Origin of the sequence: Mesorhizobium sp. M1273 (assembly GCF_040318195.1) — a bacterium.
Taxonomy (GTDB): domain Bacteria; phylum Pseudomonadota; class Alphaproteobacteria; order Rhizobiales; family Rhizobiaceae; genus Mesorhizobium.
The window spans coordinates 129,986-144,507 of sequence record NZ_JAMYLV010000007.1 but is presented as its reverse complement, the minus strand read 5'-3'; the positions used below and the strand labels follow the sequence as shown (position 1 = coordinate 144,507).

Below are 14,522 nucleotides of genomic sequence, written 5' to 3'. Positions count from 1 at the left end.
CAACTATTGCGGGAAATCGTTCAAATTCGCTGCTTTGGATTGGTGAAATCGTCAGGGAGTAGGTGTTAGCTCGCTGGCTTGCCATCAAAACGCTGGAGAACAGCGCGAGGGCAGGCAGGCAAGGGGCATCAAAGGGGTTTGATTGCATGACAAACACTGTTCTCATGGCAGCGGCATTGATGGCGATGCTGTTCGGTTCGTCGTTCGAGAGCCGGGCGGCCAGCCTGGTCGCGAACATCGATATTTCCTCACAGACGATGACGGTAAGATACGGGCTTTCGTATTACCGGTGGAGCGTTTCCACCGCCCGCAAAGGCTACATCACGCCGCGCGGCAGCTATCGCCCACAGCGGACGGCCCGGATGTGGTATTCGCGCAAATACGACATGTCGCCGATGCCCTATTCGGTGTTCTTCCGCGGCGGCTATGCTATCCACGGCACCGGCGCGATCCGGCAATTGGGGCGCCCGGCATCGCATGGCTGTGTGCGCCTCCACCCCAGCAACGCTGCCGCGTTCTATTCGATGGTGCGCAAAGTCGGCTTCGGCAATACGCGGATCCTCGTGACGAATTAGGGTCTGCTCCTCGGCCCGCAACAAAAAACCCGCCGGAGCGGCGGGTTCGTCGGAGCCAAATAGCACCATAGCGAAATTAGTAGCATAGCTGCCGGCACAAAGCAAGAACAAAATAAGGCCTGTGCCCAAAAGATCGTTCCGCTCAGGCGGCTTTGTCGCGCACTGTCGCCGGCCGACGCTTTTTGCGGCCGCTGATCTCCCAGCGCTTGTGGAACCACATCCACTGGCCGGGGTCTTCTCGCACCCAGCGCTCGACCACGTCGTTGAGAAGCTGGGTGGTGGCGGGGACGTCGACACTGCCGCCGGCGGTGCGCGGCAAGGTGAGCTTGTCCTCGATCTCGAGCCGGAAACGGTTGTTCGGCAGGCGTACGCAGCGCGCCGGGTAGACATCGCAATCGTAGTGCCGCGCCAGGGTGCCGAGGACCCGGTTGCTCTCGCAGGGGCGGCCGAAGAATGTCGTCTCGAGCCCGCCGGTGAATTTTTGGTCGACCAGCACGCCGATATTGCCGCCTTTCTCGAGGATGGCCGCAAGCGCGAACGAGGCACCGGTCGAAGACGGCAGCAGCGATCCCATGCTCGAGCGGCGGGTCGAGAGGATGTACTCGGCGAGGTAAGGGTTGTTGGGCGGGCGAAACAGCGCCGTGATGTTCATGCCGAAGGTCGCCGCAGCCACCGGCAGCAGCTCGAAATTGCCGAGATGCCCGGTGAAGACGATATGCGGCTTGTCCTCGCCCGCGATGCGCACGAAATGCTCCACGCCCTTGACCTCGACACGGCCCGGCTTCGTCGCAGCCGGATCGTAGTCGAACAAAGCATCGAGAAAGATGTATTCGGCGGCCAGGCGGGCCATGTTGCCCCACATGTCGGAAGCGATCGCCTCGATCTCGGCATCGCTCTTTTCCGGATAGGCCTTGCGCAGATTGTCGACGGCAACCTGATGGCGCGCTACCCAAGGGCCGATGCGGCGGGCAGCGCGGTCGGCGAAATTGAGCGCCCTGTCGGGCGGCAGCAGGCGCAGCGCGGAGATGATGATCATCGCGACGCGCGCGACCAGCCAGTAGTTGAACTGGCGAAGCCGCCTGCCATAGCGGAATCCCACGTCCCTGCGGATCTTCCTGAAGGCGTTGCCGATCATTTCAGCCGACGCGCAGGATGATCTTGCCGAAGACGTCGCGGCCTTCCATGCGCTTCAGCGCCGCATCGATGCCGTCGAAGCCGACCTCGGTGTCGATCACCGGCGCGACCAGGCCCGCGGCCATCTTCTGCATGGCGTCGGCCATATTTTCCATGCGGCAGCCGAACGAGCCGAGCAGCTTCAACTGCTGCTGGAACAACTGCATCAAATTGATCTGTGTCGACACGCCGGAGGTCGAGCCGCAGGTGACCAGCCGGCCGCCGCGCTTCAGGCACAGCATCGAGGCGGCAAAGGTGTCGGTCCCGACATGCTCGAACACCACGTCGACGCCCTTCTTCTTGGTCAGCTTGCGCACGATGCCTTCGAAGCGGTCGTCGCGATAATTGATTACGTGGTCGGCGCCGAGCCCCTTGGCCTTGTCGATCTTGTCGTTCGAGCCGACGGTGGTGATGACCGTGCAGCCCATCTTCTTGGCCAGCTGAATAGCAGCGGAGCCGATGCCGGAGCCGCCGGCATGGACCAGTATCGTCTCGCCGGGTTGCAGCCGGGCATTGTCGAACAGCATGTGCTCGACCGTGCCGAAGGTGACAGGCGCCACCGCCGCGCCGATTTCGCTCACGCCTGGCGGGGCGGGGACCAGAAGGCGCGCCGGCAGGTTGATCTTTTCCTGCGCAAAGCCGTCGAGATGGAAGCCGTGAACGCCCGAGACATGCTCGCAGAGATTGTCACGGCCTTCGCGGCAGGCGCGGCAAAGACCGCAGGTGCGGGCGCCATAGATCGACACCAACTGTCCGGGCAGGAGGCTGGAAACGCCGGGGCCGACCGCCTCGACCTCGCCGGAGGCCTCGGCTCCGACGACCAGCGGCAGCTTGCGCTTGGCGAAGGCCATGCCGCGCCAGCCCCAGACGTCGATATGGTTCAGCGCCACGGCCTTGATGCGCAGTGTCACCTCGCCGAGCAAAGGCGGCGGCGGTGGCGGCAGGTCCACCGTTTCAAGCCGGCGATCCTCGATAAGTTGCAATGCGCGCATGCCAGATCCCAGGTTGCGCATGACCGTTTCGGAAAGGACCATGCGCACGACAACAGTGCTAGAGCGGAACGGTCGCTTAGACCGGTTCCCGCGCCATGACAAGGCAGGTGTTCTGGCCGCCAAAGCCGAAGGAGTTCGACAGGACGGTGCCGACCTCGGCGTTGCGCTTGGTGTTCGGCACCACGTCGAGCACGATTGCCGGGTCGGGATTGTCGTAGTTGATGGTCGGCGGAATGATGCTTTCGCGCATCGTCATCAGCGAAAATGCGGCCTCGACAGCACCGGCAGCCGATAGGGTATGGCCGATCATCGACTTGTTCGACGAGACCGGCATTGACGAGATCCGCTCGCCGAACACCGTCGACAGCGACAAATGCTCCATCTTGTCGTTTTCGGGCGTCGAGGTGCCATGGGCGTTGACATAATCGATCCCGTCCTCGCTCAGGCCGGCATCGGCAAGAGCGGCGCGCACCGCCGCGATCGCCGGCGAACCGTCCGGCTTGGAGCGGGTGCGATGGAAGTCGTCGGCCTTTTCGCCGCAGCCGCGCAATATGCCGAGAACGGTGGCGCCGCGGGCAAGTGCTGCCTCCAGCGATTCCAGCACAAGGGCGCCCGAACCTTCGGCCAGCACGAAGCCGTCGCGATCCTTGGAGAAGGGTTTTGAGGCCTTTTCGGGGATGTCGTTATGGGTGGAGAGCGCCGACAGAAGCGAGAAGCGGATCAGCGCCTCGGCGGTCGCCGAGCCGTCGGCGCCGATCGACAGCGCCCTGTCGCATTCGCCGCGGCGGATCGCCTCGACGCCGAGCTGGATCGCGGTGGCGCCCGAAGCGCAGGCTGTCGACAGCGTGATCGGCAGGCCGCGTGTGCCGAAGCGGTCGGCAAGCCGGTCGGCAATCGAGCCGAACTGGGTGGTCTCGAAGATGTCGAGTTCCCTGAGGCCGCGCGCTACCCGCAGCAGCCTCTCGGCACCGGTGTCGTGCCTGTCTGAATTATTGGGCGTGTCGGAATTGTAGAGCGAAAAGCGCTCGCTCCAGTCGAGCTCGACCGGCGGCGAAGCGAGGAAGAGCGGTCCGCCGAAATCGCCGGCATCGAGGCCGGCCTCCGACATCGCTTCCTGGGCGGCGGTTTCGGCAAGCTCATAGGTGAGGAGACTGGCGCCCTTGGAGCTCGACGGCAGGAAATCGACCATGCCGGAGATGCGGGTGTTGAGATGATCGACCGGGAAGCGGGTGATCGGATGGATGCCGGACTTGCCTGAGGTAAGTGCCGCCCAATTGTCGGTTTTGCCAACACCGAGCGACGTCACCACGCCGATGCCGGTGACGGCGACGATGGGCCTGCCCATGTGGTCGTTCAGATTGGCCATTTGTTGTCCAAAAACCTGTTTCTCTTGGAGCGTCGGATCGCCCGAAACCGCGCCACACTTTTCGGTCCGATGCTCTAGGCGGCTTTGATCAGCGCCATGCCCTCGAATTGGTGATAGCCGATCGCCGTTGCAAGGACGGTCTTCGGGACACCGGCAAACGGTTTTTCGACTGTGGCGTCGAAGACAGGATAGGCGGCCTTGCGGTCGACAGCCAGCGCCGCCAGCGCCACGGCAAAGGGGAACTGCGCTTCCTTCATGTGGCCAGTCAGCGTCGAAAAGCCGCGTGCGGCGATCGCCGGATTGGCGTCGAGCGCCGATTTCTCGGCGGCGGTCGCGGCATGGGCGCCCGAAGCGCCGGAGATCGCGAGCAGCTCGCCATTCGGCAATGCGGCTTGCTTCAACAGCACGGCGATCTCGCCGTCGAGTTCGTCCCGCCGGCGCCTGGCGCGACCGGACAGGACCGGGCCGAGTTCCGCATAGATCTTCCGGCCACGGCTTTCCGCATGCTCGCGCTGCTCCAGGACGAGAAACGCGCCGCCGGATCCGGTCACCACGCCGCCGCCTTCGGCACCTTGCCTCTGCCAGACCGGCCGCCACGGACCGCGATGCAGGTAGCCGGCCAGTTCATAGCCGAGCAGCATGTCGGAATGTTCGGTCTGGAAAGCGCCGCCGACCAGAATATGCGTCGACTGGCCGGAGCGGATGCGCGCGGCCGCGGTCTCGACGGCGGCAACGCCCGCACCTTCCTCGCCCATGAAGGTGCGCGACGACCCCGTCACCTTGTGGACGATCGAGATGTTGCCGGCGAGCAGGTTGGAAAGCTGTGCCAGAAACAGCGTCGGACGCAATTCGGTGGTCAGCTTCTCGTTGAGCAGCACGTCGCGGTCATTGCGGCTTTCCGATGCCGCGAGAATGGCCGCATCGACCGCCTCGTCGCGCTCGCCGCCGCCGGCGGCCACCACCATGTCCATCGTCGCGCAGAGTTCGTCATTGCCCTTGATGCCGGCATCGTCGAGCGCAAGGCCGGCCGCATAGGTGCCGAGCCTCTGCCAGGTCTCCATCTGCCGCTGGTCGCCACGCTTGGCGATCTGCAGGTTCCAGTCGATCTCCGGCAGCGGATGGACCGTATAGGGCGAGAAGCGCGAGGCCTCCAGAACCGGCTCAAGCCGTGGCTGGACGAGCTTTTGCCAATGCGCATCCGGACCCTCGCCCAGTGACGAGACAAGGCCGATGCCTGATATGACGACGTCGTGGGGGTTCATGGGAGGCTGTTGTGGGTCGGGCGCGTCAGGCGCTGTATTCACGTGGCGTTCTTGGCGGCGACGAGCGCGTCGATCTTGGCGCACAGGTTCTTCATGACGAAATAGTCGTCGGTCGAAGCCTTGCCGTCATTGACCTCCTGCGTCCACTTTTCCAACGGCACCTTGATGCCGAATTCCTTGTCGATGGCAAAGACGATGTCGAGGAAGTCGAGGCTGTCGATGCCGAGATCGTCGATGGTGTGGCTTTCGGGCGTGATCGTCTCGATGTCGATCTCGCTGGTGTCGGCGATGATCTTGGCGACTTTGTCGAACGTGGTGGACAAGGGCTTTTCCTTCGATTGCGGGCGGAATCTGTCCGCATGTGTTTTGGGCTGTCTAATCGGTTTTTCCGGGCAGGAAAAGGCCTGATACGCCGCGCGCAGATGGGATTGCTGCCCAGGCAGAGCAATAGGGGTCGCTGGCAACCCCTGGCGATATGCCGAAACCGTCCCATCTCTGATCATTGGGTGTACCAATGTACCATGGTACAAAGATCTATGACCATAGAACGCGTGCAGACCGGGGTGCGCCTGGAAAAACGATTGGTGAAGGTGCTCAAGGCCCTGGCTGAGCATCGCGACATGAGCCTGGGTGACCTCATCGAGGGCATCGTGCTGCATGCTTTCGAAGGCCGGACGCCGTTCTCCGCGGCGACCCTGGAAACAATCGGCCAATTGAAGCGCATCTACGAAATGGAGCTTGCCGCAGCGGACAGCCACCGTCCGGCGGAAACCGGCGGGGAGGGCGGATGACGAGCCATCTTGCGCGCAGCCACAGCATTGTGCTTTCGGGGCCGATCGACCGCGTCTTTCCGCTGTTCACGCCGATCGGAGAGACCCTTGGGTGGACGGCTGGCGCATCGCATCCGCTATGTTCGCGTTACGCGGATTCGCGTTTCGGATTTGTCGAGGTGGCCTGCCGACCGACCACTAACGGAGGCACGTCGATTACCTATGCGTTCACGGCCTTGGAGCCCGGCAGGAGCATCCTATCTGTCCGAACTTACAGAGGACGCGTTCGCGGACATGATCGAGGGATGGAAGCTCCGTGTCGACGCTTGGCTGGTAGCGGTGAAAATCTGACGCCAAGTAACTTAAACGAATTGCCACTAAGGGTGGAATGTTACCTTCGTCTCGTAGATGGGAACGAGCAAGTAGCGGACAAAGCGATCGCTCAGTGAAGTTTCCTGCGTTCTGTGCCTTGATGATGGGACAATTCTTCGCCGCTGATCGGAGCAACACCCGTGGCCATGCATTCCTTCCACATCCACATCCCGGATGAACAGATCGAGTACCTACAGCATCGTATCCAATCGACAAGATGGCCGTCGTCGATCTTCGCATACGGATGGGACGACGGTACTGACGTTGATTTCCTCAGAAAGCTTTCACGTTACTGGGAGTACGATTTCAGGTGGCGCGATCACGAAAAACGTCTGAACCTGTTGCCTCAGTTTAGGGTCACGATAGACGGGTGCGACATCCATTTCGTTCATCAGAAAGGAAAGGGTTCAGCACCCTTGCCGTTGATCCTCACTCATGGCTGGCCCGGCTCCTTCGCCGAGTTCGAGCACGTCATTCCGCTGCTCACGGATCCTGCCAAATACGGCGGGGATGCCGAGGACGCCTTCGATATCGTCGCACCGTCGCTTCCGGGTTTCGGCTTCTCGTCCCCGCCGCATCAGGCCGGCGTTAGCTCAAAGCGTGTCGCGAAGCTGTGGCGGGGGCTGATGCGCGAACTGGGATATGATCGCTTCGCCGCACAAGGTGGCGACATCGGCGCAGGCGTCTCGACCTGGCTCGCTCGGCTTTACCCGGACGACCTTATCGGATTGCACCTGAATTACATTCCAGGCAGTTTCCGCCCGACCCTCGGTCGCGACGACCCACCTGTCACGCCGGAGGAGAAGGCATTCCTCGACAGTGCGGCGAATTTCGCCGCAACGGAGGGGGCCTACGCTTTTCTGCAGGGGACCAAGCCCCAGACGCTAGCCTTTGCACTGACAGATTCCCCAATCGGGCTAGCCGCATGGATTGCCGAGAAGTTCCGCAGTTGGAGCGACTGCGAAGGCGAACTCGAACGCGCCATCCCTCTAGACACGCTGCTTACCGACATCTCGCTCTACTGGTTCGGTAACACGATCGAGGCCTCACTCCGGATTTACAAAGAGAACCGGCTCTGCCCCCTGATCTTCGGGCCAAGGGAGCGAATAACACCGCCCCTCGGCGTTGCAGTCTTCCCTCGAGAGCTTCCTATGCCACCTCGCTCCTGGGTCGAGCGAGTCTTCCGTGTCGAGCGCTGGACCGACATGCCGAAAGGCGGACATTTCGCGGCGATTGAGCAACCCGAACTCCTGGTCGAGGACATCCGGGCCTTTTTTCGGCCGCTGAGGCTCCGGCCGGCAAAGTAAGGACGAAAACCTGCCCGTTGTCACGGCTCGGAAGTCCTGATGAGACGGTAGCATCGCATTCGCTTTCGTTAAAAGCGCTCGTTGCTCCTGACTAAGGTCAATGTCGACCTTGGACTCGACCAAGACCTCATCGCGGGTCGGAACCGGTATTCGGCTTAAGGTACCAAGCGCTAGATTTTCACTTCAACCGGCTCCGGCCCGGTCAGAAAGTAACGCGGCCGAGTACCCGCAGGCCGTCGCCCTGCGGCTCGACGACCACGGCCTCGCCTTCACGCGGCGAGATGCCGGTCAATTCCTTGATGTCTTCGAGATGCGTGACCATGACCAGATTGTCGGAGCCGGAATAGCCGCGGATCTCGGCCAGGATCGCCGCGATCTGAGCGGCTTTCTCCTTTTCGTCGGTCTTCAGCAGGTCAAGCGGTGCGAACGGCTCCGGCTCGCTTTCGAAAGCGATGCGGGCGGTCTCGAGGCAGCGGCAATAGCGGCTGGACAGCACGCGCTCGACCGGTGCCGCGCGGGCGCCAAACAGCGCGCCGATCTTGCGCGCCTGTTGCTTGCCACGCTCAGAGAGATTGACCTGGGTGGCGCATTTGCCGAGGTCGAAATTGGCCGCATCGGTGGTGCCGGTGACCATGGCATGACGAAGCAGCACCACATGCCCGCCGTCGCGCAGCAGCGCCCAGCCGGCTTCCGTCGCATGGGCTGTGGCGGAAACGGCAAGCAACAGCAGCGCCAGCACAAATCGAAGCATCAGACATCCTTTTCGGGTGACCGGCAGGCAGGTCCCCGGTGACCGGCATATAGGGACGGCAAAGCCGGCTGAAAGACAAGCCGAGTGCAACCTGCGGCCGAAACGCCTATTTCTTCGCTATCTGCTTCTTCACCAGATCGATCTTGCGGTCGGTCAGCGGGATCGGGAGTGTGTAGCCAGCTTCGGTAAAGCCCTGCTTGGCGTTTTCGAAGAATTCGATCGCCTTTTGGTATTCGGCATTGCCACCGCCATAGCTGCCGCGGTTCCAGTGGACGTCGCCGAGATTGTTCTGCTCGAAGGCCCATTGCATCGGCTGGCTTTCGCGGGTGAAGACCTTGAGCGTTGCCTCGAAAGCGGCTTCGGCTTCGTCCAGATATTTGCCGGTGCGTTCGAGATTGCCGAGATTGATCAGGCTCATGCCGATGCCGTTCTGCGCGTTTGCCCAGTCGACGGGCGAGGTCTCGAAGGTCAGCACCTCCAGCGCCGCCCGGCGCGCGGCGATCGATGCGGCCAGTTTGCCGGGGTCGGCCTCGCTCATGCTCAGCCATTGCAGCGCCGAGCCGAGGCCGGCCTGCGCCAGTGCCCATTGCCGCGGCGTCGTCTCGCGCTTGTATTCGCGCAGTGCATCGCGATAGACCTCGATCGCCGCCTCGTAATGCACCGGCTTGTCGGTCACGCCGCCGAGCAGTTGCAGCGTGTTGCCGAGATTGTAGTGGGTCATCGCCCAGTCGAGCGGAAACTCCTTTTTGGTATAGACGCGCCGTGCCGCCCGGTATGCAGCAGCCGATTGCTCAAGCCTGACAGGATCGCGCGTGCGCTGGCCGAGCATCTGGTAGATCGAGCCGAGATTGTTCTCCGCTGAAGCCCAATCCGTCGGAAAGCGCTGGCGTGTGAATATGGTCAGCGCGTCGCCATAGGCGGCAGCCGCCTCTTCGAGCAGGCCGGTGCCGAGATCGAAACGGGCAGCACTGCTCAGCGCGTTACCCAGATTGAGACGGCTGCTCGCCCAGGAGAGCGGGAAGGTGTCGCGGGTGCGGATTTCGAGCGCGGCGCGGAATGCCGCGGCTGCCTCGTCGATTTTCGCCTTGTCGTTGCGTTGCGTGCCGAGAGACACCAGGGTGTTGCCGAGATTGTTCTGGACCATCGCCCACTGAACGGGCGCCTTTTCGCGCGTGTATTCTTCAAGCGCCAGCCGGTAGGCGGCCTCGGCCTCGGTCAGGCGCGCGCCGCCCGGTTCGCGTTCCGAAAGCGCGTAAAGCGCAAGGCCAAGGTTGCTTTGCGAGGCGGCCCAGTCCAGCGGGACTTTGTCGCGCGGCCGCTTCTCCAGCGTGGCGCGCATCGCCACCACCGCCTCGTTCAGGCGTTTCGGGTCGCTCTGGCGTTCGCCGATCTTCAGCAGCACATTGGCCAGGTTGTTCTGGGCGGCCGCCCAGTTGAGATCATCCTTCTCGCGCTCGAACACGGCAAGCGAATCGCGAAAGATTTTCGCTGCCTCTTCCAGCCGGTCGGTTTCGCGCTCGCGCTCGCCGATCGTCTGCAGCACCACCGCCATGTTGTTGCGGGTGATCGCCCAGTCGCGGTTCTGCTCGCCATTGGGGATGAAGTTCAGGATGACGCGGTAGGCATCGATGGCGTGCTGCAGCGCTTGCCTGTCGCCGGTGGCGCTGCCATGCGCGTTGAGCGCTTCCGCCTCCTGGTTCTTGTAGTTCCAGCGCAGCCTGTCGTCCCATCTCTCGACCAGCGAGAAGGCCTTGCCGTAATCGTTGGCGGCCGACAGATAGTCGAAGACCAGCGCCGAAGCGTCGGCGCGCCTGGCATAGATCGCCGCGTCGGCAAGACGCTTCTGCCTGACCAGATCCTCCGCCCGATCGACCACGCCGCTGGCCTGCTCGACCCGGCCCACCGCCTGGTCGAGGAAGTTGCGCGCGGTGACGATGGCGCCCTGGCCGATCGCCTTGTCGGCCGAGGCGACGAGGCGGCTGATCTCGGGGTCGTCCGTGCGCAGCGCGTTGCGCTCGGTGATCAACTTCTTCAGACGCTCGGCCTGGGCGTCGAGCAGCTTTTGCAGGTCGGTGGGGTCCTCCGGCATGTTTTCGGTGCCGAGCGCCTTCAGCACGCCATACAGCGCGTCGAGCGGCACGCCGTCCTGCAGCGAGGCCAGTTCCACCTGTGCCCGCTTAGGGTCCGGCAACTCAGCGATCGTCAGCAGCAATTGCCGCCGCTCGCCGGTGATCAGGCCGTCGTCGCCGGTCGGTTCCTGCGGTGCTACGCCGAAGTAGAGCAGCCGGCGCAGGCTTTCATTGACCCATGGCCGCTGCTTGGCCTTGGTGTCGAGATAGACCTCCTCTGTCACCATGCGCATGACCGAGCCGAACTCGGTGCCCTTCATCGCCGCGAGATGGCGCAGAAGTGCCGCTGCGTAGGGGCTGTTTTCGCCGACGATGCCGTCGAGTGCCGGCCGCCCCGGCTCGGCGGCAAAGCCGATCACCGTTCCCAGATTTTCCGTCGCGGTCGCGTTTGCCAGTGCCCTGGCACCGCGCACCGGCTCCAATCCGCCGGCGCTGATCGGCGAGGCCGAGGCCGTCGGCGCCCGGCGCAGCACCGCATCCGCCGGAAACGGGTTGGTGCGGCAGGCATCGAGCAGCATGATCGTTACCGGCACGGTCGTCTTCAATTCGTCCATGACGGCGGAGATCGGCACCAGGGCCTGATCGGCGTCCTTCAATGAAGAAACGTCGGCGTCGACAGGCACCAGATAGTTTTCGCCGCCGGCCTCGATGCCGTGGCCGGAATAGTAGATCAAGGCGACGTCGGCGTCCTCTGCATCCTCGGCGAAACGCTCGAGGTCGCGCTTCAGCTTTGCCGTGCCGCGGTCGGTGACGCTGCGCGCGTCGAAGCCGAGATCGGTCAGCATCTTGGCGATGTCGCGGGCGTCGTTGGCGGGGTTGGGAAGAGCCGCTATGTGCTGGTATTTCGACTGGCCGACAATCAGCGCCACGCCCTTGAGGCTCGCCGGCTCCGCGGCATGAGCCGAGGTCACCACGAGGCAAAGCATGGCGCCGACGAAAGCCGTCAGCCACGCCTGCTTCAAGAAGTGCTGATTTCCGACAAGGCCCATTCGCCGCGTGCCCCCCCGACAACCCTGTATAGCGCTGGCATCCAACCATGAGCAAATTCGGGCAGATCCGAGCGGCCGGATTGTTGGCCGGTACATTCGCGAGGGAAGGGCGATTGCGCCGCCGCCGAGCCTCGCCTATCACGGGAAAAATGTCTCCGCTTACCGAAACCGTCCTCTTCGTTTTCAGTCTTGTCGGGCTCGGCTATCTTGCCGGGCTGACCGGCTATTTGAAGCCGGCGAGCGGCGAGGGCGTATCCGAATTCGCCATCAACGTGGCAATGCCGCTTTTGCTGTTCCAGACCATGGTAAAGGCTGATTTCCACGGCGTGGCGCCGTGGTCGCTGTGGGGCGCCTATTTCGCGGCGGTGGCGCTTACCTGGGCTGCCGGCCATCTGGTCATTACGCGCATCTTCGGGCGGGACGCCCGCGCCGGCGTCGTCGGCGGCGTGTCGTCGTCCTACTCCAACGTTGTCCTGCTCGGCGCGCCCTTCATCATCGGCGTGTTCGGGCCGGCCGGGTTCGAAGTGCTGTCACTGCTCGTCTCCATTCACCTGCCGGTGATGATGATGGCCTCGATCATCCTGTTCGAGATGTTCGGCCGCGGCGGCAGCGAGCCGGTGCATCCGCTCCGCGTCGTCAGGAGCTTTCTCAGGAGGGTATTCATCAATCCGCTGATCATCGGCATACTGGCCGGGCTGGCGTGGCGCTTCACCGGTGCGCCGCTGCCGGTGCTTGCGACGCGGCTGAGCGACGCGCTGGCCGGCACGGCCGCCCCGGTGGCGCTGTTTGCCATGGGGCTCAGCCTGCGCCGTTTCGGCATTTCTGGCAATGTAAGGCCGGCGCTGGCGCTGTCGGCGCTGAAACTGTTCCTGATGCCGGCGCTGGTTCTCGGCCTGGTCTGGCTGATCGGCCTGCCGCCATTGACGGCCAAGGTGGCGGTCATGGTTGCGGCGTTGCCGTCCGGCATCAATTCCTATCTCATCGCGGTGCAGTTCAACACCGGCCAGGCGCTGGCGTCGAACCAGATGACCATCGCCACCGCCTGTGCGGTCGTGACCACTGCGTTTTGGCTGACAGTGGTCGTCCATGTTTTTGGATAAGAACTCGGGTTTTTGGATAAGAACTCGGGTTTTTTGGATAAGAATCCGGGTTTTTGGATAAGAACCCGGCTGCATCGCCTCTCGCTTTGGCTGGCCCAAACCCTATATGCCATCTTGTGATTGCTTGCGGGGCTTGCCCTGGGCTAAGAGCAGTGGCTCTAGCGATGCTATCGCGCACGTCCATTCACGAAATCAGCGACCGGCCCGCCAGGTGCCGAACGGAGGCGACATCATGCTTCAGAAGACCAGCCATTTCATGCGGCAGGCCAATCTCATCAATGGCGAATGGGTGCAGGCCGATTCAGGCCAGACGGTCGACGTCAACAATCCTGCCACCGGCCTCAAGATCGGCACGGTGCCGAAGTCGGGCAAGGCCGAGACCCGCCGCGCCATCGAAGCCGCCGACGCGGCCTTCCAGACATGGCGCAAGACCACCGCGCTCGAACGCTCGAAGCTGTTGCGCAAGCTGCACGACGCGATGATGGATAATCAGGACGTGTTGGCCGAACTGCTGACCATCGAACAGGGCAAGTCGCTGTTCGAATCGAAGGGCGAGATCGGCTCGGCCGCGTCCTACATATTGTGGTTCGCCGAAGAAGGCCGCCGCACCTATGGCGACGTCGTGCCGTCGCCCTGGGCGGACCGCCGTATCCTGGTGACCAAGGAGCCGGTCGGCGTCATCGCCGCCATTACGCCATGGAATTTCCCGTCCTCGATGCTGGCCCGCAAGCTCGGTCCGGCGCTTGCCGCCGGCTGTACCGCCGTGGTCAAGCCGGCGTCGCAGACGCCTTACTCCGGCCTTGCCTGGGGCGCGCTTGCCGAGGAAGTCGGCTTCCCCAAAGGCGTGATCAATATCCTGACCGGCGCTGCCGGCGAGATCGGCGACGAGATCTGTGCCAACCCGCTGGTCAAGAAGATCACCTTCACCGGCTCGACCGAGGTCGGCAAGATCCTGATCCAGAAGTCGTCGGTGACGGTCAAGAAAGTGTCGATGGAGCTCGGTGGCAATGCGCCGTTCATCGTCTTCGATGACGCCGATCTCGAGCGGGCCGTCGCCGGCGCCATCACCGCCAAGTACCGCAATTCCGGCCAGACCTGCGTCTGCACCAACCGCTTCCTGGTGCAGGCCGGCATCTACGACCAGTTTGTCGAAAAGCTGGTTGCTGCGAGCAACGGGCTGAAGGTCGGTTCCGGCCTCGAGGAAGGTGTCCAGCAGGGACCGCTGATCGACGAAAAGGCGGTGGAGAAGGTCGAGGAGCTGATTGCCGACGCTACCGCCAAGGGCGGCAAGGTCGTCGCCGGCGGCAAGCGCCACGCGCTCGGCGGCTCGTTCTTCGAGCCGACGGTGATCGCCAATGCGACGCCGAAGATGCGCTTCATGAAGGAAGAAATCTTCGGCCCGGTGGCGCCGGTATTCAAGTTCGAGACCGAGGAAGAGGCCGTGGCACTCGCCAACGACACCGAGTTCGGGCTGGCCTGCTACTTCTACACCGGCGATCTCGGCCGCGCATTCCGGGTCATGGAAGGGCTCAAATATGGCATGGTCGGCGTCAATGAAGGGCTCATCACCACCCCTGAAGCGCCGTTCGGCGGCGTCAAGGAATCGGGCCTCGGCAAGGAAGGCGGCCACCAGGGCATCGAGGATTATCTCGACACCAAATATGTCTGCATCGGCGGACTTGGTCTCTAGAAGCCTGATGCGGTAATACCGAAGAAGACCCTGAGCCGCTTCGAAA

General features: G+C 63.0%; 12 protein-coding genes. 5 read left to right on the top strand and 7 right to left on the bottom strand.

Annotated elements, in window-relative coordinates; translation table 11 throughout:
* Positions 1 to 146: 146 nt before the first annotated feature.
* The gene (locus NKH30_RS10765; RefSeq protein ID WP_352995329.1) at positions 147 to 575 is read left to right on the top strand and encodes a L,D-transpeptidase; all 429 of its coding nucleotides are present in this window, start codon (positions 147 to 149) and stop codon (positions 573 to 575) included.
* Between the two features lie 142 nt (positions 576 to 717).
* On the opposite strand, the gene NKH30_RS10760 is transcribed toward NKH30_RS10765, so the two are convergent.
* The 5 genes from NKH30_RS10760 to NKH30_RS10740 all read right to left on the bottom strand — a co-directional run bounded on the left by NKH30_RS10760 (position 718) and on the right by NKH30_RS10740 (position 5,691).
* A complete protein-coding gene (locus tag NKH30_RS10760) occupies positions 718 to 1,710 on the bottom strand; it encodes a lipid A biosynthesis lauroyl acyltransferase (RefSeq protein ID WP_352995326.1) in 993 nt (330 codons plus the stop codon).
* A gap of 1 nt (position 1,711) precedes the next feature.
* Entirely contained in the window at positions 1,712 to 2,740 is a 1,029-nt protein-coding gene (locus tag NKH30_RS10755) for a zinc-binding dehydrogenase (RefSeq protein WP_352995323.1), read from the bottom strand.
* A 76-nt stretch (positions 2,741 to 2,816) separates the two neighbouring features.
* On the bottom strand, positions 2,817 to 4,106 hold the full coding sequence (locus NKH30_RS10750) for a beta-ketoacyl-ACP synthase (RefSeq protein WP_352918983.1): 1,290 nt from the start codon (positions 4,104 to 4,106) through the stop codon (positions 2,817 to 2,819).
* A 74-nt stretch (positions 4,107 to 4,180) separates the two neighbouring features.
* Positions 4,181 to 5,368 (bottom strand): beta-ketoacyl-ACP synthase, encoded by a 1,188-nt coding sequence (locus NKH30_RS10745; protein WP_352500919.1) that lies wholly within the window; start codon positions 5,366 to 5,368, stop codon positions 4,181 to 4,183.
* Between the two features lie 38 nt (positions 5,369 to 5,406).
* The gene (locus tag NKH30_RS10740) at positions 5,407 to 5,691 is read right to left on the bottom strand and encodes an acyl carrier protein (protein ID WP_023719977.1); all 285 of its coding nucleotides are present in this window, start codon (positions 5,689 to 5,691) and stop codon (positions 5,407 to 5,409) included.
* Between the two features lie 213 nt (positions 5,692 to 5,904).
* Here NKH30_RS10740 and NKH30_RS10735 point away from each other — a divergent pair, with 213 nt between their 5' ends.
* The gene (locus NKH30_RS10735; RefSeq protein ID WP_352470324.1) at positions 5,905 to 6,159 is read left to right on the top strand and encodes a ribbon-helix-helix domain-containing protein; all 255 of its coding nucleotides are present in this window, start codon (positions 5,905 to 5,907) and stop codon (positions 6,157 to 6,159) included.
* A gap of 497 nt (positions 6,160 to 6,656) precedes the next feature.
* A complete protein-coding gene (locus NKH30_RS10730; RefSeq protein WP_352995411.1) occupies positions 6,657 to 7,817 on the top strand; it encodes an epoxide hydrolase family protein in 1,161 nt (386 codons plus the stop codon).
* 202 nt (positions 7,818 to 8,019) lie between these two features.
* Here NKH30_RS10730 and NKH30_RS10725 read toward each other — a convergent pair whose 3' ends face one another.
* Both NKH30_RS10725 and NKH30_RS10720 read right to left on the bottom strand, forming a co-directional pair.
* Positions 8,020 to 8,568 carry a histidine phosphatase family protein gene (locus NKH30_RS10725; protein ID WP_352454578.1) on the bottom strand — a complete coding sequence of 183 codons (549 nt, stop codon included), beginning with the start codon at positions 8,566 to 8,568 and terminating at the stop codon, positions 8,020 to 8,022.
* Between the two features lie 106 nt (positions 8,569 to 8,674).
* Positions 8,675 to 11,659 carry a caspase family protein gene (locus tag NKH30_RS10720; RefSeq protein WP_352995319.1) on the bottom strand — a complete coding sequence of 995 codons (2,985 nt, stop codon included), beginning with the start codon at positions 11,657 to 11,659 and terminating at the stop codon, positions 8,675 to 8,677.
* A gap of 176 nt (positions 11,660 to 11,835) precedes the next feature.
* Between NKH30_RS10720 and NKH30_RS10715 the strand changes: the two genes are divergently transcribed.
* Positions 11,836 to 12,786 carry an AEC family transporter gene (locus NKH30_RS10715; protein WP_352470327.1) on the top strand — a complete coding sequence of 317 codons (951 nt, stop codon included), beginning with the start codon at positions 11,836 to 11,838 and terminating at the stop codon, positions 12,784 to 12,786.
* Between the two features lie 232 nt (positions 12,787 to 13,018).
* Entirely contained in the window at positions 13,019 to 14,476 is a 1,458-nt protein-coding gene (locus tag NKH30_RS10710; protein WP_352995316.1) for an NAD-dependent succinate-semialdehyde dehydrogenase, read from the top strand.
* Positions 14,477 to 14,522: the final 46 nt, after the last annotated feature.